Origin of the sequence: Nocardioides sp. NBC_00368 (genome assembly GCF_036090055.1) — a bacterium.
GTDB lineage: Bacteria > Actinomycetota > Actinomycetes > Propionibacteriales > Nocardioidaceae > Nocardioides.
On the sequence record NZ_CP107970.1, the window covers coordinates 2,389,761 to 2,409,786 of the forward strand.

Here is a 20,026-nt window from a genome sequence, read left to right on the forward strand (position 1 = left end):
TTTTATGACTCTAGAGCCAAGACCGGCGAAGTGCCGGGAAGACTCCACGAGCGGCGGTGATATGCCGACGGTCCGAGGCGCTCCAACGCGGCGATGTGGGCGGGCGCGGAGTAGCCCTTGTTGTCCGCCCAGGCGTAGTCGGGATACTCCTCGTGCAGCGCGACCATCAGCGCGTCGCGCGAGGTCTTCGCCAGGATCGAGGCGGCGGCGACGGCCGCGCACTTCATGTCGGCCTTGATCATCGTCGTCACCGGCGGGACCTCGACCTCGTCCACCATCGCGGAGACCTCACCGAAGAGACCCTCCTGCACGGGCGGGGTCAGATAGTTGTGGTTGCCGTCGAGCAGCAGCGCGTCGGGACGTACGTCCAGGGCTCCCAAGGCTCGCTGCCCGGCCAGCCGCATCGCGGCCATGATCCCGATCTCGTCGATCTCGGAGGCCAGCGCGTGGCCGACGGCCGAGTCGACGGCCCAGCGGCGCACCTTCGGCGCGAGCATCTCCCGGGCCTCGGGCGTGAGCAGCTTGGAGTCGCGTACGCCCTGCGGTGCTGTGCGCGTCGCCTCCGAGATCACCACGATCCCGATCGAGACCGGCCCGCAGAGCGCGCCGCGGCCCACCTCGTCGACGGCACCGAGATGGGTGATGCCATCGCGCAGCATGGACCGCTCGACACGCAGGGTAGGCGCAGTGCTCACTGTGACGGCACGCCCTCGAAGCTGTCGGGCCGGTGGATCCACTTCGCCCGGTCGATCGGCCAGCCCAGGGCGACGACCTTGCCGACCACGTTGTCCTCCGGCACCCACGGCACCAGGGCGCAGTCGGTCTCGTTGGCCGTGCACATGTGTACGGTCGAGTCGGCCGAGTTGGCCCGGTTGTCGCCCATCACGAACAACGACCCCTCCGGAACCGGACCGACCTCCCAGTGCCGGGTGCCGGGCATCGGCCCGAAGCACTCACCCTCCTTGTTGGGGCGGCCGCACTTGGTCTCGGAGGGCCGCGCGTACGGCTCGTCGATCGGGACGCCGTTGACGATCAGCCGGCCCTGCTTGTCGCAGCACTCGATCACGTCGCCGGGGACGCCGATGACACGCTTCACCAGGTGGCCGCCCTCGGGGTAGAGACCGATGACGGCGAGGCTCTTGCCGATGATGTTGTCGGGACCGGCCGAGTCGTCGGCCCCGAGCCAGGAGCCGGGGTCGGAGAAGACCACGACGTCGCCGCGCTGAGGCGTGCCGGAGAGCCAGTAGGACGGCTTCTCGACGAGCACCCGGTCGTCGGTGGCCACCGAGGGACCGCCCTGCAGGCCGGGCTCCATGGACTCGGAGGGGATGTAGAAGGCCTGCACGAACAGAGCCTTCACGACGACCGCGACCAGCACGGCGAGCACGACCAGGACGATGCCCTCCTGCCAGGCCGACAGGCGCGGCTTGTGCTCCTCCTCGCGGGCCGGAGCCTGGCGCGGCGGGTGACCCGGACGATTGCCCGGGCCCGCCTGCTCGGCGGACCAGCGCGGGGCCTGGGGGGAAGACGAGAACGACCGCGATCCCCCCATGTCGGGCCCGTCCCAGCGGGCCTGGGGCCCGACGCCGACGGAAGGATCGCGGTCGTTCGAAGTCACGCGGTGAGTCTAGAGAGTTCCTCCACAACGAGCCTCATCGACTCGCAATGCTCAGGAAACCCTCAGACCTCCGAGGCTCACGCCTCGCGGCGCTCCTTGATCTTCGCCTTCTTGCCGCGCAGGTTGCGCAGGTAGTAGAGCTTCGCGCGACGGACGTCACCACGGGTGACGACCTCGATCTGCTCGAAGATCGGGGAGTGCAGCGGGAAGGTGCGCTCGACACCCACGCCGAAGGAGACCTTGCGGACGGTGAAGGTGCGGCCGATGCCCGAACCGTGGATGCGGATCACGACGCCCTGGAAGACCTGGACGCGGGACCGGTTGCCCTCGACGACCTTCACGTGCACCTTGACGGTGTCACCGGCGCGGAACTCCGGCAGGTCGTCGCGCTTGGAGGCGTTGCCGACCTCAGCGAGTACGTTGCTCATCATCTCTCCTCACGCTCGCCACAGGCCGATCGCGGTCATCAATGCCCTGGTCAGGGCGATCTTTGGCGGTGGCCCAGACATGCTGGCCGGCGGCGTACGGTTCCCCCTGTGGCAGGAGCCCGTCGCGACACCTCCGGGTGTCTTCTTCGGAGCGTGCCTCGGCCGACTGGACCGGCCCACAAGTCTGCCACAGCGCCATGGACCGCCGGGAATCGAGACGACCGGCGAGCAACCGCGCGGAGCGTGGAGACGTACGCAGCAGCTGGGCGCCCGTGCAAGGATTCCCCCGTGACCGACACCGACTGGCCGCCGCACACCTACGTGACGCGCCCCTATCGGCAGCGGATCCCCCGCGGGCCGCGCGCGGACAGGCTGCTCCGCGAGGTCACCGTGGCGTTACCGCCCCACATCGCCGACCTCGACCTCGTGCTGGAGCGCCCGGTGGCGGCGATGACGACCGCCAGCGCCGGTGCGCTGCGGCATCTCGATCTGGTCCACGGCCGGACGATGGACGGGCTCAACCACCTGCAGCTGCGCACCGAGGCGATCGACTCCTCCAAGATCGAGCACGTCGAGGCCAGCCTGGCCGACTACGGGCGAGCCCTGCTCGGCATCGGCGCCAACTCCTCGGCGACCTCGATGGCGTCGGCGACCCAGGCCATGCAGCGGCTGATCAGCGAGGCCGACACCACCCGCAAGATCACCTCCGACGCGATCCTGCGCGCCCACCGCGACCTGTTCGCACGACACCCCGACGAGGCGGCCAACGCCGGCAGGTTCCGCGTCGTGCAGAACTGGGTCGGCGGCTCCGACTACGCGCCCCGCGACACCCTCCACGTGCCGCCACCGCCGGAGACGGTGGTCGACTACATCGAGGACCTGGTCGCCTTCGCGAACCGCGACGACCTCTCCCCCATCGCCCAGGCCGCCATCGTGCACGCCCAGTTCGAGTCGATCCATCCCTTCATCGACGGCAACGGCCGTATCGGCCGGGCGCTCATCCACGCCGTGCTCCGGCGACGCCGTGCCTCCCGTCACCTGGCCGTGCCGATCGCCTCCGCGCTCGTCGCCCACCGCGACCGCTACTTCGCCGCGCTCAACGACTACCGGGCCGGAACGGCGGCCACGATCATCGCCATGCTCGCGGCCTCGACGACCATCGCGACGACGGAGTCCTGGAAGACGGCCGAGACGCTGGAGAGCATCCGGGGATCCTGGGGCGAGGCGGCCGGCGGTCCGCGACCTGGGTCGGCTGCGTACCGTCTTCTCGACCTTCTCACCGAGGAGCCCATCCTCAACGCCGAGCTCGTGACCGAGCAGCTGGGGATCGAGGATGTCGACGAGACGATCGAGGGGCTCGAACGGGCCGGGGTCCTCACCCGCGCCAAGCGCACCCGCCGCTCCCCTGTGTGGCTCGCGCCGGCGGTGCTGGCCGAGGTCGAGGACCTCAGCGCCCGCATCCAGCACCAAGCCAGGCAGCTTCCGTACGGGCCCCGTTGAGGCCTGTTCGTCCAGCAAGGTATGCAGCCGAAGCAACACATCCCGCGCGGAGCTCCGCCAGGGATGTGTGACTTCGCCTGCATACCTTGACGAAGATCTCCGTACGCGGCGAGGCCCGCCCCGGCGAACCGGGACGGGCCTCGTCGAACCTGAGTGGTCAGCCGACCTCTTGGTAACCGGGCTCGTGGATGGCGAGGTCGATACCGGCGACCTCGTCCTCCTCCTTGGCACGGAAACCGATGGTCTTCTCGATCGCCAGGCCGACGACGTACGCGACGATGAAGGCGAAGGCGATCACGGCCAGCGAGGAGCCGACCTGCTTGATGAGCTGGTCGAAGCCGCCACCGAAGAAGAGGCCGGTGCCGCCGACCTGGGCGAAGAAGCCGAGGTAGACACAGCCGATGAAACCGGCGACCAGGTGGATGCCGACCACGTCGAGGGTGTCGTCGAAGCCGAGCTTCCACTTCAGCTCGACGGCGAGGCAGCACACGACGCCGACGAGGAGGCCGAGGAAGATCGCCCAGATCGGGGCGATGTGGGCACAGGCCGGGGTGATCGCGACCAGACCGGCGACGACACCGGAGGCGGCGCCGACAGCGGTGGACTTACCGTCCTTGAACTTCTCCACGATGATCCAGCCGATCAGACCCGCGGCCGGGGCGATCAGGGTGTTGAGGAAGATCAGCGTGGTCTGGCCCTGGGTGGTGCCCGGGACGCCGGTGTTGAAGCCGAACCAGCCGAACCAGAGGATCGCGGTGCCGATCAGGACCAGCGGTACGTTGTGAGCAGCCGTCTCCTCCTTGGAGAAGCCGACCTTGCGCTGACCGAGGACGAGCGCCAGGGCGAGCGCGGCCGCACCGGCGGCCTGGTGGACGATCGTGCCGCCGGCCCAGTCCAGGGCGCCCCACTTGCCGATCCAGCCGATGTAGTCGCCGTCGGCGTTGAGGGCCCACACCCAGGCCTGGCCCGGGAAGTAGACGACGGTCGCCCAGATGCCGGCGAAGAGCAGCCACGGCCAGAACTTCGCGCGGTCGGCGATCGAACCCGAGATCAGCGCCACCGTGATGATGGCGAAGGAGCCACCGAAGGCGAGGCCGCCGAAGAAGTTGGTCGAGTCCTCGACCGCCGTGCCGTCGTCGAACTCCTTGACCAGGTCGCCGAAGGCGCCGGTCAGACCGAAGTCCTGGAACGGGTTGCCGAAGAAGTTCGTGATGCCGGACTCGGAGATGGTTCCGATGCCGCTGAAGCCGTAGAGCACCCACAGCAGGGTGATCAGGCCGAGGGAGCCGAAGCTCAACATCATCATCGACACGACGCTCTTAGACTTCACGAGGCCGCCGTAGAAGAAGGCGAGGCCAGGAGTCATGAAGAGCACGAGCGCCGTGCACAGCAGCTGCCATGCAAGATCGGTAGTCATTCGTACCTCATAGGGTCGGGGTTCGGATCGCGTGAGCCGAGCACACGTTTCGCCGGATCTTGTCGAGCCCCCGTTTCGGTAACAAACTCTTTATGTTACAGACGCGTAACAGACTTCCGATGTGGGTGACTTGTTATCCAACTGCTCGCCTGGGTTTGGTGAGGATCACAGCACCGGGCGGCGCGTCGAGGTCACGACGCAGCCTGAAACCGGCCTTCTTGTAGATCTTCTGGTTCCGCTCGCTCTTCGCACCGGTGAAGAGCGAGAGGGTCCTGGCGCCCGCCGGGGCCACCGCCTGGATGTGGTCCAGCAGCTGGCGACCGAGGCCGCGGCCGTGCATGTCCGGGGCGGTCATCAGCCGGCCGATCTCCCAGACGTCGCCCTCGAGCCGGGCGCGGACCGAGCCGACCAGCCGTCCGGCGGAGCGGACGACATAGACGTCGTGGGTCTCCAGCGCGCTCACCGTGTCCTCGAGCGACTCGTGCAGCGGCGGGATCGGGACACCGGGGTTGTCGTGCATCTCCTGCACCCAGCAGGCGAGCTGCAGCGTGTGCAGCTCCGGGGCGTCGGCACGGACGGCGCGCACGATCTCCCACTCCGTGGCTGCCTGGGACGCGTGGAGCAGGTCGGGGCGGCGTACGGAGGTTCTTTCCACGGCCTGCTGGTGACGCCACTCGGCGATGCGCTTGTGGTCACCGCTGAGCAGCACCTTCGGCACCTCGAGGTCGCGCCAAGAGGCAGGCTTCGTGTAGACCGGGTACTCCAGCAGGCCGTCCTCGTGGGACTCCTCCACGAGCGACTCGGCGTTGCCCATGAACCCGGGAAGCAGGCGTACGACGGCCTCCGTGATCGCCATCGCGGCGACCTCTCCCCCGTTGAGCACGTAGTCGCCCAGGGAGATCTCGCGGACCTCGGCACGGGTGGCGGCATGGTCGAGGACGCGCTGGTCGATGCCCTCGTAGCGGCCGAGCAGGAAGACCAGCCGGGCCCGGGTCGAGAGCTCGCGCGCGAGGCTCTGCGTGAACGGCTCGCCGCTCGGCGTCGTCACGATCACGGTCGCGCCGTCGATGCCCAGCTCGTCGAAGGCCTCGCCGAACGGCTCCGGCTTCATCACCATCCCGGCGCCACCGCCATAGGGAGTGTCGTCGACAGCGCGGTGCTTGTCATGGGTCCAGTCACGTACGTCGTGGACGTGCATCTCCAACAGCCCGGACTCGATCGCCTTGCCCGGCAGGCTCAGCCGCAGCGGCGCGAGGTAGTCGGGGAAGATGGTGAGGTAGTCGAGCCTCACTTGGTGTCGTCCTCGTCCTCGGTGTTCTCGGGGAAGGGCGTGACCAGGCCGGGCCGGTCGGCGATGACGACCTTCTTCTCGGCGAGGTCGACGACCGGCACCAGCGCCTTCACGAACGGCACCAGCGCGTCGCGCCGGTCAGGGGTACGGATCGTCAGCAGGTCCTGCGCACCGCCATGGACCAGCGCCTTGACGGTGCCCAGCTCGCGGCCCTCCTCGTCGAAGGCGGTCAGGCCGATGAGCTGATGGTCGTAGTACTCGTCGGGGTCCTCGGGCGACTCCTCGGCCGGGACGTCGGCGAAGAGCAGGGTCCCGCGGGCAGCCTCGGCCTCGTTGCGGTCGGTGATCTCCTCGAAGGCGACCTGGAGCACCTGCCCGTGCCAACGGGCGCCCTCCACGGTCAGCCGCTTCGCGGCGTACGCCGATCCCTTGGGGGGCTGCGTGCGCAGCACCGTCCCCTCGGCGAACCGCCTGTCGGGCTCGTCGGTGCGCACCTCGACGGTCACGAACCCTCGGATCCCGTGCGGCTTGCCGATCCGTCCGACCAGCACCTCGATCAACTCCACGAGGTGAGCCTAGAGGGTCGCGTACGTCGGGCCGAACTCCTCGGTGCGGCGCCGCCGGGGTGGCTGTAACACGTCGTTCGTAGCACTATCCGGTCGTTCACATAGGGCGAGTAGTCCTACGAACGACGTGTTACAGGGGATCCGCCCGAGAACACGCAACGGGCGCCACCCCCGAAGGAGTGACGCCCGTTGTGAGTTGGTGCAGCCGGTGCTCAGCGACCGCCGTCGACGTCGACGAAGTCGATCCGCGCGCCGCCCTTGCCGGCCAGCGCGGAGATGACCGTGCGGAACGCGGTGGCGGTGCGGCCGCCGCGGCCGATCACCTTGCCGAGGTCGTCGGGGTGGACCCGGACCTCGAGGACGGAGCCGCGACGAAGCTGCTTGTCGCGCACGCTCACCTCGTCCGGGTTGTCGACGACTCCTCGGACGAGGTGCTCGAGAGCTTCGGCGAGCATGCTGCTCAGGCCTCGGCCTCGGCGGCCTGGGCCTCGTCAGTCGACGCAGCCTCGGCCTTGGGCTCCTCAGCCGGAGCCTCCTCGGCCTTGGGCTCCTCGGCCTTCTTGGCGGCCTTCTTGGTGACGGCCTCGGAACCGGCGGAGGCGTGCGCCTCGGCGAGAGCCTTGTTGAAGAGCTCCAGCTTGTCGGGCTTCGGCGGGGCGACCTTGAGGGTGCCCTCGGCGCCCGGGAGGCCCTTGAACTTCTGCCAGTCGCCGGTCACCTTGAGGATCGCCTCGAGAGCCGGGGTCGGCTGGGCGCCGACGCCGAGCCAGTACTGGGCGCGCTCGGAGTCGACCTGGATAAAGCTCGGCTCCTCCTTGGGACGGTAGAGACCGATCTCCTCGATGACAGCGCCGTCACGCTTCTTGCGGGAGTCGACGATGACGATGCGGTACTGCGGAACCCGGATCTTGCCCAGGCGCTTCAAGCGGATCTTGACAGCCACTGTTGGTGGTATTCCTTCGGAATCGAATATGGGTGAAGAGGCCCGTGTCGGTGTGGGGACACCCGTCAGGCAACTTCGGCGGGCACTGAGCGCCGGGTGAGAGGGTCCCTGCGCACAGGACACGCGCTCCAGTTTGCCAGACCTGCAGGTCGGGAAGAAATTCCCGTACGCAGCGCGCAGACCAGGCCACGCAGGGAGCGCCTCGCTGACCGAAACCACGTCCACGACACCACCAGGTCTGCATACTCTGTCGCATGCCCCAGCGGGATACCCCCAACCCCCTCACTCCTTACCCACGGCCCTCCTCACCTCAGGGGACGCCCGAGGTGTTCTCCCCGGGTAAGGCGGTGGCCGGTGTCATCGGCCTCGCGGTCATGGCCGGTGGGCTCGCCCTGTTCCTGAGCTTGTTCCTACCGTTCGTCACGGCGGAGCCCATCCGGGCGAGCATCCCGACCGACGGCGCCCCGCACGACGTCCTGATCGAGCCGGGCCTGGACGCGCTCCTCACCCTCCCCAGCAGAGACGACCCCGGAAACAAACCGTGGTTCCGGTCCTGGGACGCCTCCTGCACGATCGTCGATTCCTCCCGAGGCTCGATCCGACTGTCGCCGGAGCCGAGCCAAGCGGGATGGTCCGAGGAGACGGGCGCCTACATCGCCTTCGGTTTCGACGCCGGCTCCGGGCACCTTCGGGTCACCTGCACTTCGCCGGTGAGCGAGGACCGCCCGGCTCGGATCATGCCGGCGCAGGGTGGCCACGGCCCGCAGCTCGCGCTGGACAACGGGTTCGGGATGCTCTGCGGCATGGCGCTGAGCTTCGCCGGATTCGTTCTCTCCACCGCCATGCTCATCGGCTGGATCAGCGCCCGACGCGATCGCCGGCTGTTCGATCCCACCCGCGCTGCCTAGTAGACGACTCCCCTGAGGACCACGGCCGCCGGCCGGCCGAGGACGGTGAGGTCGTCGAGGGGGTTGGTGTCGTAGACGACGAAGTCGGCCGGGTCGCCCTCGGCGAGGCCGGGGTTGTGGCCGAGCCACTCCCGCGCGCGCCACGAGGCGGCGCCGAGGACGACGTCGGCAGGAAGGCCGAGGCGGTGCATCGCGAGGACCTCGGTCGGGAGTACGCCGTGCAGCTGGTCGCCCGCGCCGTCGGAGCCCGCGTAGAGCGCGACCCCCGCCTCGTAGGCGCTCATGATCGTCTCGCGGCGGCGGGCGTAGAGGTCCTCCATGGTGGCGGCGTACGTCGGGAACTTGGGCGCCGCGGCGGCGGCCAGACCCGGGAAGATCTCCAGCTGGGCCACGGTGGGGACCAGTGCGGTGCCCTGCTCGGCCATCGTCTCGACGAGATCCGGGGTCAGGCCGGTCCCGTGCTCGATGCAGTCGATCCCGGCCTCGATCAGGCCGGGCAGGACCTCGTGGCCGAAGCAGTGGGCGGTGACCCGCGCGTCGTTGTCGTGGGCGACCTTGATCGCCTCGGCGAACGACTCGGCCGGGAAGGACGGCTTCAGGTCTCCCTCGGCGCGGTCGATCCAGTCACCGACCAGCTTGACCCAGCCGTCGCCGGAGCGGGCCTGGCGCTCGACGGCCTCGGCCAGACCGTCGGGCTCGACCTCGTCGGCGTAGTTGCGCATGTAGCGCTTCGTACGTCCGATGTGGCGGCCGGCGCGGATCAGCCGCGGCAGGTCGTCGCGGGACTGGACCCAGCGGGTGTCGGCGGCGCTTCCGGCGTCGCGGAGGAGCAGGGCGCCGGCGTCGCGATCGGCGATCGCCTGGGCCTCGGCGGTCTCCTGGTCGACTGCGCCGTCCGGCCCCAGCCCGATGTGGCAGTGGGCGTCGACGAGGCCGGGGACGATCCAACCGGACGCGCCGGTCTCCGCCCCCGACGGCCGCTCGTAGGTGATGCGGCCGTCGAGAACGTAGAGGTCCCGCACCTCTCCATCGGGAAGGACCGGGCCGGAGAAGCGCAGAGCAGTCATGTGACGCAGGCTACTAGCCTTGCTGCCGGGGTCACTTCCTCGCCGCGGACACGTCCACGCCGGCCGCCTCGAGGATCGGGATGTGCTGGGCGAGCGGGATGACCTGGCCGGTGACGACGTTGCTCTCGTCCCAGCCGATGGAGGTCGGTACGCCGACGAGCTCACCGTCGTCGTTGACCGCGGCGCCGCCGGAGTTGCCGCTGGAGATCCGGGCGGTGACGTCGAAGACGGCCCGCTCCTCCCCCTCGAAGGAGAGGATGGTCGCCACGTTGCCCTCGGCAACGGTCGGCGGCTGGAAGAGCACGCCGGCCTTGTCCGCGAAGCTCTCCTTCGGCAGCATCGGGAAGCCGATCGTGGCGATGAAGTCGCCGCGGTCGACCGCGTCGGAGTTGCCGAGCGAGATCGTCGGCAGGTCCAGCGAGGACGGGTTCACCTGGTTGCCCTCGCCGTCGGCGACGATCTGCACGACCGCGCTGTCGACCTCGCCGTCGGACTCGATGACCTTGGCGACGTAGTCGGGCTCGCCGACCTTGTAGCCCTCGGCCGGGTCGGTCAGGTGGATGTTGACGAACTCGGGCGAGACCTCGCCCTTCGCGGCGTACTCCGGGATCTTCGCCGGGTCGGCGACGTGGGCGTTGGTGAGGATCTTGCCGTCCGCGGTGACGATCGAGCCGGAGCCCATCGCGATGGTGTCCTCGGTCGGCGCGTAGGTGATCCAGACGGCGGCCCGCTGCGCGCTGTTGAGCTCGTCCTTGGTCAGGCCGTTGTCCTGGGCGGACGGGTCGCCGCCGGGCACCACGAACATCGCCACGACGAGCCCGATGACCACGATCGCGGCCGCGGCCCCGATCCCGCCCCACAGCAGGAGCTTGTTGCGGCGCTTGGCGGCTGCCCGGGCGACCTCGACCTCGGCCGCGTAGATCGGGATGACCTTGAGGATCTCACCGGCCACCGGGTGCCCCAGGCGGATCTCGGTCTCCTCGTCGATCTCTTCCCGCGCCAGCGGCTTGCCCTTGAGGAAAGAGCCGGTCTGGGAGGCGTTCTCGAAGGTCCAGCCGCCGGGCTTGGCGACCAGTCGGGCGTGCTGGCGCGAGACGCCCTGGTCCTCCAGCACGACCGAGTTGTCGGCCGCGCGGCCGATGGTGACGGTGACCGGGTGGCGGAAGCGGTGCTCCTTGCCCTCGGCCACCAGCAGCAGGTCTGGTCCGGTCGGCGGGGTCGGCGGCTGCCCGGGGGCGGTGGGCCGCGCCATCCCGGGGGCGATCGTCATCTCGGAGATCCCGTCGTCCGCCGACGGAGCCTGGGGCGCGGGCGGCTGGTGACCGGGGGCGGCCGGGGCCGCTGCAGGCACCCCCGTGGGCGGGGCCACGGTCGCGCCGGGCCCGGCGAAGCCCGCCGGCGGAGGCGGAGGAGCCGGCGCCTGGGCGCGCGGAGCCCCGGCCGCCACCGGCGCATCGTCGAGGGTGACGGTGATCGTCGATCCCGGCCCCGCCGGGCCCAGCTGGACCTCGGTCGCCCCGGTCAACGGCACCTCGGTGACGCGGCTGCCGGAGACGTACGTCCCGCCGGCGGAGCCCACGTCGACCAGCTTCCACCCGGTGGGGTCCGGGCGGAGCTCGGCATGAGCACGCGAGACCGAGGAGGACGAGAGCACCACGTCGGCATCGATCGAGCGTCCTATTCGGACGATCTTGTCGGGCGGGAAGCTGAGCGCACGTCCCGATACGTCTACGCGAAGCGTCTGCATGCACGAATCATGCACCGAAAAGGCCCGATCCAAGCGTCGCGAATCGAAGATTCGGACAACTCGGACCGGGCCGATTCTGCTATCGGTGGGTCCTCAGCCCATGTCCGTACGCGAACAGCGGGTCGTAGTCCGCATCGCCGATGTTGATCGGCTCCTGGTCGACCGAGCGCGGCCAGGTCACCGGGAGCTTCCCGGTGAAGGGACGCTTGCCGAAGAGCACGTCGGCGACGCCCTTGCCCTCGCTGCCCGGCAGCCAGGAAGCGACCAGGGCGTCGATCTGCCCGAGCAGCTCGGGCGGGATGATCATCGGGCGCCCGGAGACGACCAGCACGGTGCAGGTCGCCGCAGCCGCGCAGACCGCCTCGATCGCCGCGGTGTCGGCGTCGCTGAGGTGCATCGTCAGCGCGGGCCGTTGCACGCCGCCCTCGCCCGGGTCGTAGCCCCAGCGCGGGCCGCCGACGTCACCGAAGCCCTCGGCGTACGGGTGCTCGCCGACGACCACGACCCCGTGCGCCCCGGCCGGGACCGGCGCGGAGGCGTCGGGCGAGTGGGTCACCTCGCCACGGGCCGCCGACTCGATGCCGTCGAGGATGGTGTCGCCGGGGATCTGGTGGGTCGAGTTGCCCTGCCAGGTGATCGTCCAGCCACCGGCCTGGTCGCCGATGCTGTCGGCCTTGCTGCCCGCGACGTAGACGTCGTCGCCGCCGGTGAGCGGAAGCGTGTGTCGCCCGTTCTTCAGCAGGACCTGCGACTTCGCCACCGCCTCACGCGCGACCCGACGGTGGGCGGCGCTGCCGATCTCGTCGATGTTGCGCCGGTCGGTGAACGGCTTCTCGAAGAGGCCGAGATCGAACTTCGCGGTCAGGATCCGGGAGACGGCATCGTCGATGCGAGCCATCGGGACGGCGCCGTCCTCGACCGCCGCGGTCAGCGTCTCGATGAACTGCGGGTAGCCGACCGTGTCACCGGAGAACGGCTCCATGAACATGTCGACGCCGGCGTTGACCGAGATGGCGACCTGCTCGGCGTACGTCCCCGGGATCTGGTGGATCGCCCGCCAGTCGGAGATCACCAGGCCGTCGAAGCCCTGCTTCTCCTTCAGCCAGCCGGTGACGAGCTCCTCGTGGGCGTGCATCTTGAGCGGGTTGCCGAGGCCGTCCTCGGTCCAGTCGACGCTGGAGAAGGACGGCATCACCGAGCCGACGTCGTGCTTCTTGATCGCGGTGACGTACGGCGAGAGCGCGAGCTTCGCGAACTCGGCGCGCGAGGCCTGGGTGATGCCCTGGTCGATGGTGTAGTCGCCCTCGCCGGTGCCGAAGGTCGTGAACCCGTCGCCGGCGAAGTGCTTGGCGGTGGCGAGCACCCGGTCGGGGTCGTCGAGCTCGCCGCGGTCGCCCTGGAACCCCTCGATCATCTGCGCCATCTTGGCGGCGAGCTTGGGGTCCTCACCGAAGGATTCGTACGTCCTCCCCCACCGGTCGTCGCGCGCGACGCAGATGCACGGGGCGAAGGTCCACTGCGGCCCGGAGGCGCGGGTCTCCTCCGCGGTGATGTGTCCGATCCGCTCGGCGAGCTTCGGGTCGCGGGTCGCCCCGAGGCCGATGTTGTGCGGGAAGACGGTCGCGCCGTTGAGGTTGCCGTGGCCGTGGACCGAGTCCACGCCGTAGAGCAGCGGGATCCCCAGCCGGGTCGAGAGCGCCTCCTCCTGGAAGGCGTCGACCGTGTCGGCCCAGGCCTCGGGGGTGTTCTCGGCCGGGGTCGAACCGCCGCCGGAGAGTACGCTGCCGAGCCCGAGCTCGGCGATCTGAGCCGGGTCGGCGGCGACGTCCGCACGCTCGGCCTGGGCCATCTGGCCGACCTTCTCGGCCAGCGTCATCCGGGCGAGCAGGTCGGCGACGCGGGTCCTGGTCGAGAGTCGTGGGTTCTTGTAGGGCAGCGCGTGGTCCGCACGGCTGGCCGCGCTGCTCGCGGTGGGAGTGGCAGAAGCCGCGGTGGACGCGGGAGTGACGAGGAGCGTGGCGCAGAGCAGGCCGGCGAGAGCCGAGGCTCCACCGATCGCGCCGCGCTGTCTGTGTGATCGCACGGGACAGGCCTCCTGAGAGTGATCTGCCGGCGCCTCGGCGGTGAGGCGCCAGGGCTCGTGAGAGCGCTCCCAGCGTGACGGTGATCACATCAGGGGTCAATGGCTACGCGTGCGTAACCCCGTGAATTCCTCAGATCTGGTCAAGCAACCAGGACGGCCCCAGAGCCGTGGCGCCGCCACAGCGCGCCTGCAGCATCCGGTCGGCGCTCACCAGCGTCACCCGGTCGCCCTTCTCCAGCGCCTCGCGGACGACCCCGACGATCGCCGCGTCACCGTCCTTGGGCGCGTGGACGGTCTGCACGTGGGCGTCCCGCCCCGGACGTACGCCGCCCTTGGCCTGTCCCTCCAGGACCAGGACGATCCGGTCGTGCGGGAGGTCGGCGACCAGCAGCGCCTCGTGCAGCCGGCGCGCAGCACCGCCACGGTCCTTCCACCAGCCGTCGGGGCGGGCCCCGACGACGTTGGCGCCGTCGACGACCAGGACCGTCGCCACTTACTTGAGGAACTTGGAGAAGTCCGCAGGCAGGTTGAGGTCGGCGGCGGCCTTCTCGTAGTCGATCTCCTCGCCGCCGGGCACTCCGAACGGGTTGGCGGCGGCCGGCTTCTTCTCGGCCTCGGCCTTGGCCTGCTGGGCCGCCTTGGCCGGGTTGCCGGACTTGCGCGCGCCCTTGCCCTTCTTCTTCTGCGCGACCTGCTTGGCGCCGGCGCGCTTGCCGAAGCCGGCACCGGGCGCCCCGGGCATCCCCGGCATGCCGCCGCCGGAGGCGAGCTGCTTCATCATCTTCGACGCCTCGGTGAAGCGCTGGATGAGCTGGTTGACGTCGGAGACCTGGCGGCCCGAGCCCTTCGCGATGCGGGCGCGACGGGAGCCGTCGAGGATCTTCGGGTTGGCGCGCTCGGCCGGGGTCATCGACTGGATGATCGCCTTGATCCGGTCGATCTCACGGTCGTCGAAGTTGTCGAGCTGCTCGCGGAACTGGCCCATCCCCGGCAGCATGCCCATCAGCTTCGACATCGAGCCGAGCTTCTGGAGCTGCTGCATCTGCTTGAGGAAGTCCTCGAGCGTGAACTCGCCGGTCGCGATCTTGGCCGCGTCCTGCTGGGCCTGGGCCTGGTCGAAGGTCTTCTCGGCCTGCTCGATCAGGGTGAGCATGTCGCCCATGTCGAGGATGCGGCCGGCCATCCGGTCGGGGTGGAACAGGTCGAAGTCGGTCATCTTCTCGCCGTTGGAGGCGAACATGACCGGCTTGCCGGTGATCTGGACGATGGAGAGCGCGGCACCACCGCGGGCGTCACCGTCGAGCTTGGTGAGGACCACACCGTCGTAGCCGACGCCGTCGAGGAAGGCCTGGGCGGTGTTGACCGCGTCCTGACCGATCATCGCGTCGACGACGAAGAGGACCTCGTCGGGGTTGACCGCCGCCTTGATGTCGGCGGCCTGCTTCATCAGCTCCTCGTCGATACCGAGGCGGCCGGCGGTGTCGACGATGACCACGTCGTGGAGCTTGCGCTTGGCCTCCTCGACCGCGTCACGAGCGACGTCGACCGGGTTGCCGACACCGTTGCCGGGCTGCGGCGCGTAGACCGGGACGCCGACGCGCTCGCCGTTGACCTGGAGCTGGTTGACCGCGTTGGGCCGCTGCAGGTCGGCGGCCACCAGCAGCGGCGCCTTGCCCTGCTCCTTCAGCCACAGCGCGAGCTTCGCGGCCAGAGTGGTCTTACCGGCACCCTGCAGACCCGCGAGCATGATCACGGTCGGGCCGGTCTTGGCGTAACGGAGACGGCGGGTCTCGCCGCCGAGGATCGTGACCAGCTCGTCGTTGACGATCTTGACGATCTGCTGGGCGGGGTTCAGCGCCTGGCTGACCTCCTCGCCGCGCGCCCGCTCCTTGACGCGGGCGACGAACTCGCGCACCACCGGCAGCGCGACGTCGGCCTCGAGCAGCGCGATCCGGATCTCGCGAGCGGTGGCGTCGATGTCGGCATCGGTGAGGCGGCCCTTGCCCCGGATGTTCTTGAACGTCGTGGCGAGCCGGTCGGAGAGCGTGGCGAACAAAGCGGTCCTTCAGCAGAGTGGTTGTCCTGCAAAGACTAACGAACGGGCCCATCTCGTACGTCATCTGCAGGGCGCTCGGGGCAACTGGACGGGCACTTCATGGACTTGACGGGTGTTTCAGTGCCCGTCAAGTCCAGGGATACCCGGTCGACCGGGTATCCCGGCCCCCTCACGCGAGCGCCGCGCGGACCGCGTGAGCCGCCTCCGCCGCCCGCTGCTCGGCGAGGGCCCCGGCGTGCGCCTCCTGCAGGTAGAACACGTCGACGGCCTGCGGGCCGAGGGTGGAGATGTGGGCGGAGCGGACGGCGATCTCCATCCGCGCGAGCGCGGCGGCGACGGTGTAGACGACGCCGGGGCGGTCGGTGGTACGCACCTCGAGGACGGTGGCCTTGCTGGATGCCTCGGGGCGTACGACGACCGAGGGCTCGCTCCCCCGCGCGGCCGCGCTCGGCGCCAGCCGGGTCGCCGGGTCGAGCCGGCCCTCGGTGATCGCCGAGAAGCGGGTACGCAGCACCGCCGCGTCGACGTAGGAGTCGTCGAGGTCCCACACGCTGACCCCGAAACCTCCCTGCTGCCAGGCACGACACGCCCTGACCGGGAGCCGGGCGACGGCGAAGGTGGCGGCCAGGTCGGCGAGCAGCCCGAGCCGGTCGGGCGCGATCACCCAGACGCGGGCGCCGTCGGCGAGCGGCTCGGCGCGGAAGGAGGCCGACCCGGAACGTACGCTCTCGGGGATCTCCACGGCGGCCTGCGGCCGCTCACCCGCGGCGATGCCGGTGTCGAGCACCCTCGCGGCCCGCGCGGCGAGGTCACGGATGAGCCTTGCCCGCCAGGTGGTCCAGGCCTGGGCGCTGGTCGCCCGCGCGTCGGCCTCGGTGAGCGCGGTGAGCAGCGCGAGCGCCTCGGCGTCGCCCATCGTGTCGACCACGAGATCGACGGTCGCCGGGTCATCAGGGTCACGGGTGGTCGCGGTCGTGGAGAGCAGCAGGTGCCAGCGCACCAGCAGCGAGATCAGCTCGACCTCCTCCTCCGGGAACCCCATCCGGGAGGCGATCCGGCGGGCGATCGGCTCCCCCGCGACGCTGTGCTCGGTCAGCGACCCCTTGCCGATGTCGTGGAGCAGCGCCGCGATCAGCAGCACGTCCGGGCGGGCGACGCGCGGCAGCAGCGCGACCGCCTCGATGCAGGTCTCGATGGTGTGCCGGTCGACGGTGAAGCGGTGGATGATCGAGGCGTGCGGAAGCAGCCGGATCCGCTCCCACTCGGGCAGGATCCGGGAGACCGCGCCGGTCTCCTCGAGCGTCTCCCAGACCGCGAGCAGCCCGCGCCCGGCCCCCACCAGTCGCAGGAAGAGACGGCGCGCCTCCTCCGGCCACGGCTCGGCCAGCGCCGGCGTGTCCCGAGCCAGTCGCGCAGCGGTCGGCGGCGCCAATGCGACGCCGTGCTCGGCGGCGAGGGCCGAGGCGCGCAGCAGCATCAGCGGGTCCCGCGACGGGCGGGCACCCGGCACCAGGACCACCTCGCCGGAGGCGAGCGCCAGGCCACCTCCCAGCGGCGCCAGCTTGGGACGGCGCGGCGCTCCGGGACGCGACCGCTCGAGCACCCCGTCCACCCGCCGCCAGGCCAGGCGGGAGAGGTGGGTGAGGCGGCGGCCGATGGTGCGTACGTGGGCCTGCGCGGTGCGCGCGTCGGCCAGCTCGAGACGCTCGGCGAGCTGGTCCCACATCTCCGGCACGACCCGGTCGGTGGCGCGGCCGGCGATCTCCTGGACGAGGTCGCGCACGTCGAGCAGCGCCCGCCGCGACTTCTCCAGATCGACCGCGGGCACGTCGACCAGCCAGGTCGCCACGATCGCCTTGATCACCACCGCGTCCCGCAGCCCGCCGTACATCTCCTTCAGGTCGGGCACCGAGGCGTGTGCGAGCTCGCCGGCGCGGCGGTGTCGCTCCACGCTCATCGTCCTCAGCTCCGGCAACAGGGACCGGGCGTGCTTGCGCCAGTGCGCCAGCATCGTCGTACGCAGCCGCAGCACCAGGCCGCGGTCGCCGGCCAGATGCCGGATGTCGAGCAGTCCCAGGGCGACCCGGAGGTCACCGGTCGAGGCGGAGAGCATCTCGGAGAACGAGCGCACCGCGTGGTCGAGCTTGGGCGCGGCGTCCCAGAGCGGATACCAGACCTGCTCGGCCACCGGCCCGGGCGAGACGGCGTCGTCGTGCACCAGGACGAGGTCCCAGTCGGAGAAGGGCGCGAGCTCCCCGCGCCCGTATCCCCCGACCGCGACCAGGGCGACCCCGACCTCGGGGCCGCCGGCCGCGGCGTACGCCTTCACGCACTGCTCGTCGGCCTGGGCCGTGCGCTCCGCCCGTCCCTCGGCGGTCACGCGCCGGCCCTGTCCATAGGTCAGATAGCGGCGTCGTCGCGGTCGCCGGTGCGTACCCGCACGATGGTCTCCAGCGGGGAGACCCAGACCTTGCCGTCGCCGATGCGCTCGGTCTTCGCCGAGGTCTCGATGGCGCTGACCACCGACTCGACCTCCTCGTCGGGCACGGCGATCTCGATACGGATCTTCGGCACCAGGGCGACGTCGTACTCAGCACCGCGGTAGACCTCGGTGTGGCCCTTCTGCCGGCCGTATCCCGAGACCTCGGAGACGGTCATGCCGGTGACACCGACAGCTTCCAGGGCGACGCGAACGTCCTCCCACTTGTGGGGTTTGATCACTGCGGTGACGAGCTTCATTTCTCTCCTCCGGTGGGATTCGATGGACCGGCACTGCGACGAAGCCTAGTCAGAGGGCCTCGACGTCGCGCGCTCCGGTCCGTACGCGGACGACGGACTCGATCGGGCTGAGCCAGACCTTCCCGTCGCCGATCCGTCCGGTCTGAGCGGTCTTCACGACGATCCCCACGACGTCCGTCGCGTCCTCGTCCTCCACCACGATCTCGATGCGGATCTTCGGCACCAGGGCGATGTCGTACTCGGCGCCGCGGTAGACCTCGGTGTGGCCCTTCTGCCGGCCGTAGCCGGAGACCTCCGAGACGGTCATCCCGGTCACGCCGAAGGCCTCCAGGGCCTCGCGCACGTCCTCCCACTTGTGGGGTTTGATCACTGCGGTCACGAGCTTCACGAGAGGGCGCCTCCAGAGGTCCTTGATCCTGCCATCTTCACCGCCACCTTCACCTGGCGAGGTTTCGACACCCCGAGGCATGTGTTTCCACTGTGTAACAGACCATTTCACCGTACGTCGCCGAAGCATCGAAACACCCCGTAAATCAACCGCGCCGCACCCGCGCGGGGCCACCAAAGGTCGCTACCCTCGTCGCATGTCGCTTTACGCCGTCGAGATCGACCTCGATCACCCCAACACCAGCCACGTGCAGGTCCTCGACCTGGCTGGGGCGACCGCCTCGGCGGGCGACGGGAAACGGGTCCTCGACGTCGGCTGCTGGACCGGCGAGATCGGCCGGATCCTCACCGAGCGCGGCTGCACGGTGACCGGCATCGAGATCGACCCCGAGGCTGCGAGCCTCGCCGAGAAGGTGCTCGACAAGGTGGTCGTCGCCGACCTCGACGCGACGCCGCTGACCGAGATCGTCGAGCCCGGCTCCTTCGACGTGGTGATCTTCGCCGACGTCCTCGAGCATCTCGTCGACCCGCGGGCAGCGCTGGAGCAGGCCCGTGACCTGCTCGCCCCCGGCGGCAGGGTGGTCATCTCGATCCCCAACGTCACCCACGGCTCGCTCCGTCTCGCCCTGCTGCAGGGCCGCTGGCAGACCACCGACACCGGTCTCCTGGACCGCACCCACATCAAGTTCTACTCGCGCGAGGGGCTGCTGCAGCTCTTCGCGGAGGCGGGCTACGCGGTCGAGGAGCTGCGCGGCACCACGGCCGACCCGCTCAACGTCGAGGTCGCGGTCGATCCAGACCTGCTGCCCGACGTCGCCGTGGAGTGGGTGCGTCAGCAGCGTGACGCGCTGGTCTACCAGTTCCAGCTCGCCGCCCGGCCGCTCGCCGACGGCGAGGTGGCGCCGGCGCCGCCCGAGCTCGTCCAGGCCGCCCCCGCCGACGAGGTCCGGCTCCGCGACGCCCACACCCGGCAGTTCGAGGAGGTCACCCGCTCACGGCTGGCCACTCGTGACCACATCCTCGGCATCCAGGCCTCGGCCAACTCCGCCCAGGCGCGGGTCGGTTCCCTGTCCAAGCAGCTGCGCGAGGCCCGCGAGGTCAACCGGCGCCGCCGCGAGCGGATCGAGCGACTGCGTGGCAAGGTCGCCGGTCTCGAGGCCGACCTGACCTACGCCAACCGTCACCCCGTGCGCAACTTCGGCCGCCGGGTGGTCCGCCGCCTCCGCCGCGCCGCCCAGTCGTAGCCGCTGCGCGAATGGCGAAGCAATCGCATTCG

At 70.2% G+C, this 20,026-nt stretch carries 19 protein-coding genes; 3 read left to right on the plus strand and 16 right to left on the minus strand.

Annotated features, from left to right (window positions below; translation table 11 throughout):
* Positions 1 to 2: 2 nt before the first annotated feature.
* From OG984_RS11410 to rplS, 3 genes are all read right to left on the minus strand, one after another.
* Positions 3 to 695, minus strand: coding sequence for a ribonuclease HII (locus OG984_RS11410; RefSeq protein ID WP_328531696.1), 693 nt, complete (start codon positions 693 to 695; stop codon positions 3 to 5).
* A complete protein-coding gene (gene lepB / locus OG984_RS11415; RefSeq protein WP_328531697.1) occupies positions 692 to 1,618 on the minus strand; it encodes a signal peptidase I in 927 nt (308 codons plus the stop codon). The genes OG984_RS11410 and lepB overlap by 4 nt, the downstream gene beginning before the upstream one ends.
* A 77-nt stretch (positions 1,619 to 1,695) precedes the next feature.
* Positions 1,696 to 2,046, minus strand: coding sequence for a 50S ribosomal protein L19 (gene rplS / locus OG984_RS11420; protein WP_008363321.1), 351 nt, complete (start codon positions 2,044 to 2,046; stop codon positions 1,696 to 1,698).
* Positions 2,047 to 2,334: 288 nt separating this feature from the next.
* Between rplS and OG984_RS11425 the strand changes: the two genes are divergently transcribed.
* Positions 2,335 to 3,546 (plus strand): Fic family protein, encoded by a 1,212-nt coding sequence (locus OG984_RS11425; protein ID WP_328531698.1) that lies wholly within the window; start codon positions 2,335 to 2,337, stop codon positions 3,544 to 3,546.
* A 157-nt stretch (positions 3,547 to 3,703) separates the two neighbouring features.
* Here OG984_RS11425 and OG984_RS11430 read toward each other — a convergent pair whose 3' ends face one another.
* The 5 genes from OG984_RS11430 to rpsP form a co-directional block, all read right to left on the minus strand.
* Positions 3,704 to 4,963: an ammonium transporter gene (locus tag OG984_RS11430; protein ID WP_328531699.1), complete on the minus strand. Its 1,260-nt coding sequence runs from the start codon at positions 4,961 to 4,963 to the stop codon at positions 3,704 to 3,706.
* A gap of 133 nt (positions 4,964 to 5,096) precedes the next feature.
* Positions 5,097 to 6,254, minus strand: coding sequence for a tRNA (guanosine(37)-N1)-methyltransferase TrmD (trmD, locus tag OG984_RS11435; protein WP_328531700.1), 1,158 nt, complete (start codon positions 6,252 to 6,254; stop codon positions 5,097 to 5,099).
* Positions 6,251 to 6,820, minus strand: a complete 570-nt coding sequence (gene rimM, locus OG984_RS11440; protein ID WP_328531701.1) for a ribosome maturation factor RimM — start codon at positions 6,818 to 6,820, stop codon at positions 6,251 to 6,253. The genes trmD and rimM overlap by 4 nt, the downstream gene beginning before the upstream one ends.
* Before the next feature lie 212 nt (positions 6,821 to 7,032).
* A complete protein-coding gene (locus tag OG984_RS11445) occupies positions 7,033 to 7,275 on the minus strand; it encodes an RNA-binding protein (protein WP_008363327.1) in 243 nt (80 codons plus the stop codon).
* Positions 7,276 to 7,280: 5 nt separating this feature from the next.
* Complete coding sequence (gene rpsP, locus OG984_RS11450; protein WP_328531702.1) at positions 7,281 to 7,763, minus strand: 30S ribosomal protein S16; 483 nt, start codon at positions 7,761 to 7,763, stop codon at positions 7,281 to 7,283.
* A gap of 254 nt (positions 7,764 to 8,017) precedes the next feature.
* Here rpsP and OG984_RS11455 point away from each other — a divergent pair, with 254 nt between their 5' ends.
* Positions 8,018 to 8,671, plus strand: coding sequence for a hypothetical protein (locus OG984_RS11455; RefSeq protein ID WP_328531703.1), 654 nt, complete (start codon positions 8,018 to 8,020; stop codon positions 8,669 to 8,671).
* Here the strand turns inward: OG984_RS11455 and OG984_RS11460 are convergent.
* The 8 genes from OG984_RS11460 to OG984_RS11495 all read right to left on the minus strand — a co-directional run bounded on the left by OG984_RS11460 (position 8,668) and on the right by OG984_RS11495 (position 18,751).
* Positions 8,668 to 9,738 carry an amidohydrolase family protein gene (locus tag OG984_RS11460; protein ID WP_328531704.1) on the minus strand — a complete coding sequence of 357 codons (1,071 nt, stop codon included), beginning with the start codon at positions 9,736 to 9,738 and terminating at the stop codon, positions 8,668 to 8,670. The genes OG984_RS11455 and OG984_RS11460 overlap by 4 nt on opposite strands.
* 31 nt (positions 9,739 to 9,769) lie before the next feature.
* Positions 9,770 to 11,485, minus strand: a complete 1,716-nt coding sequence (locus OG984_RS11465; protein ID WP_328531705.1) for an FHA domain-containing protein — start codon at positions 11,483 to 11,485, stop codon at positions 9,770 to 9,772.
* Between the two features lie 79 nt (positions 11,486 to 11,564).
* A complete protein-coding gene (locus OG984_RS11470) occupies positions 11,565 to 13,568 on the minus strand; it encodes a glycoside hydrolase family 3 protein (RefSeq protein ID WP_328531706.1) in 2,004 nt (667 codons plus the stop codon).
* Positions 13,569 to 13,698: 130 nt separating this feature from the next.
* Positions 13,699 to 14,061, minus strand: a complete 363-nt coding sequence (locus OG984_RS11475; RefSeq protein ID WP_328531707.1) for a hypothetical protein — start codon at positions 14,059 to 14,061, stop codon at positions 13,699 to 13,701.
* Positions 14,062 to 15,624, minus strand: a complete 1,563-nt coding sequence (gene ffh / locus OG984_RS11480) for a signal recognition particle protein (RefSeq protein WP_328531708.1) — start codon at positions 15,622 to 15,624, stop codon at positions 14,062 to 14,064.
* 169 nt (positions 15,625 to 15,793) lie between these two features.
* A complete protein-coding gene (locus tag OG984_RS11485; protein WP_328531709.1) occupies positions 15,794 to 18,004 on the minus strand; it encodes a [protein-PII] uridylyltransferase in 2,211 nt (736 codons plus the stop codon).
* Between the two features lie 20 nt (positions 18,005 to 18,024).
* The gene (locus OG984_RS11490) at positions 18,025 to 18,363 is read right to left on the minus strand and encodes a P-II family nitrogen regulator (protein ID WP_008363338.1); all 339 of its coding nucleotides are present in this window, start codon (positions 18,361 to 18,363) and stop codon (positions 18,025 to 18,027) included.
* A 49-nt stretch (positions 18,364 to 18,412) separates the two neighbouring features.
* Positions 18,413 to 18,751 (minus strand): P-II family nitrogen regulator, encoded by a 339-nt coding sequence (locus OG984_RS11495; RefSeq protein ID WP_328531710.1) that lies wholly within the window; start codon positions 18,749 to 18,751, stop codon positions 18,413 to 18,415.
* A gap of 196 nt (positions 18,752 to 18,947) precedes the next feature.
* On the opposite strand from OG984_RS11495, the gene OG984_RS11500 reads away from it, so the two are divergent.
* Positions 18,948 to 19,994 (plus strand): class I SAM-dependent methyltransferase, encoded by a 1,047-nt coding sequence (locus tag OG984_RS11500; protein ID WP_328531711.1) that lies wholly within the window; start codon positions 18,948 to 18,950, stop codon positions 19,992 to 19,994.
* Positions 19,995 to 20,026: the final 32 nt, after the last annotated feature.

Coding starts and splice junctions, on each gene's coding strand:
- OG984_RS11445 (WP_008363327.1), bottom strand. CDS start 7,275: ATGCTCGCCGAAGCTCTCGAGCACCTCGTCCGAGGAGTCGTCGACAAC.
- OG984_RS11430 (WP_328531699.1), bottom strand. CDS start 4,963: ATGACTACCGATCTTGCATGGCAGCTGCTGTGCACGGCGCTCGTGCTC.
- OG984_RS11455 (WP_328531703.1), top strand. CDS start 8,018: ATGCCCCAGCGGGATACCCCCAACCCCCTCACTCCTTACCCACGGCCC.
- OG984_RS11490 (WP_008363338.1), bottom strand. CDS start 18,363: ATGAAGCTCGTCACCGCAGTGATCAAACCCCACAAGTGGGAGGACGTT.
- OG984_RS11500 (WP_328531711.1), top strand. CDS start 18,948: ATGTCGCTTTACGCCGTCGAGATCGACCTCGATCACCCCAACACCAGC.
- OG984_RS11465 (WP_328531705.1), bottom strand. CDS start 11,485: ATGCAGACGCTTCGCGTAGACGTATCGGGACGTGCGCTCAGCTTCCCG.
- OG984_RS11460 (WP_328531704.1), bottom strand. CDS start 9,738: ATGACTGCTCTGCGCTTCTCCGGCCCGGTCCTTCCCGATGGAGAGGTG.
- rplS (WP_008363321.1), bottom strand. CDS start 2,046: ATGAGCAACGTACTCGCTGAGGTCGGCAACGCCTCCAAGCGCGACGAC.